This window comes from Aerococcus sp. L_32 (assembly GCF_050689315.1).
Genome location: NZ_JBOEQF010000526.1, coordinates 1 through 1,223 on the forward strand (window position 1 = coordinate 1; position 1,223 = coordinate 1,223).

The 1,223-nt window shown below is 35.5% G+C and carries 1 protein-coding gene and 1 pseudogene; both read left to right on the top strand.

Features of this window, described 5'->3' with window-relative positions:
- Positions 1-241 precede the first annotated feature (241 nt).
- On the top strand, positions 242-1,015 hold the full coding sequence (locus ACRCJ0_RS14490; protein WP_026465242.1) for a response regulator transcription factor: 774 nt from the start codon (positions 242-244) through the stop codon (positions 1,013-1,015).
- Positions 1,015-1,223 (top strand): annotated as a pseudogene (locus ACRCJ0_RS14495) (sensor histidine kinase); the annotation flags it as partial. The gene ACRCJ0_RS14490 and the pseudogene ACRCJ0_RS14495, both read left to right, overlap by 1 nt.

The window sequence follows — 1,223 nt, forward strand, 5'->3', positions numbered from 1 at the left end:
ATGAAACTGCTAATGTGCAAGCGGTGATGGATGGCGATTTAGATGGGTTTATTGACGCATATTTAAAAGCGCAATTGAGTGATGAAGAGGCATAGTAGTAATCGATTGTGTCTCGGCGGATTTAAATGACAAATTAAACGGTATATAATAATAAATGAAATATAGCTTGTATCTGAGACTTAGGGTAGTTGGTTCGTTTTGGGTGTAATCACGTTCCCAAAGTTGTGTGTGGAGGAAATATATGAAAAAAGTATTGATAGTGGATGATGAGCAATCGATATTAACATTATTAAAATATAGTTTAGAAAAAGAAGGCTATGAAGTTATCCAAGCAGAAGATGGCCAAGCAGGATTAGAATTGGCGATGAATCATCAATTAGACTTTATTATTCTTGACTTAATGCTACCCAAAATGGATGGGATGGACGTTTGTAAAAACTTACGCCAAAATAAGATAAACACACCTATTCTAATGTTAACTGCAAAAGATGATGAATTAGAAAAAATTATCGGGTTAGAGTTGGGTGCGGATGATTATATGACAAAACCATTTAGCCCACGTGAAGTATTAGCACGAATGAAGGCAATCTTACGTCGTGCGTCGTATGCAGCACCTATAGTTACGGTTGATGAAGAAAATGGCATTGAAGCTAAACACAAAATTACCTTAACGAAAGATTCGGTGGGTAATTTTAAAGATGAAGATGTCGAAATCATTAAAGCAGGTGATATTGAAATCCATGTAAATGATTATGTTGTATACGTGCGCGGGGAATCGATTGAAATGACGCCTAAAGAGTTCGAGTTATTAACTTATATGGCTCGTCGTGTGAATCGTACATTATCACGTGAACAATTATTACAAAAATTATGGCGGTTTGATTATGCCGGAGAAACGCGTATAGTTGATGTTCATGTGAGCCACTTACGTGAAAAAATCGAATTAGATACCAAAAATCCTGAGTATATTATTACAATACGTGGCTTTGGATATAAATTTGAGGTGCCTCACTAATGCAAAAATTGATTCGAAGTATAACAACAGTGTTTGCGCTGTTGTTTATTTTATATAGTGTGATATTTGCTTTCACGGTAAACCGCTTTGTTTCTGATACTGTTAACGAAGAAGTGCAAAATACGTTGGTAAATGTAGTTTCAACTATTCGACCAAGTTTCAGATCTTTAGAAGTGACTGATATAACAGACAATACGCTTGAATTCCG

Excerpts from the sequence above, each read along its gene's own strand:
- ACRCJ0_RS14490 (WP_026465242.1), top strand. The coding sequence starts at position 242 with ATGAAAAAAGTATTGATAGTGGATGATGAGCAATCGATATTAACATTA.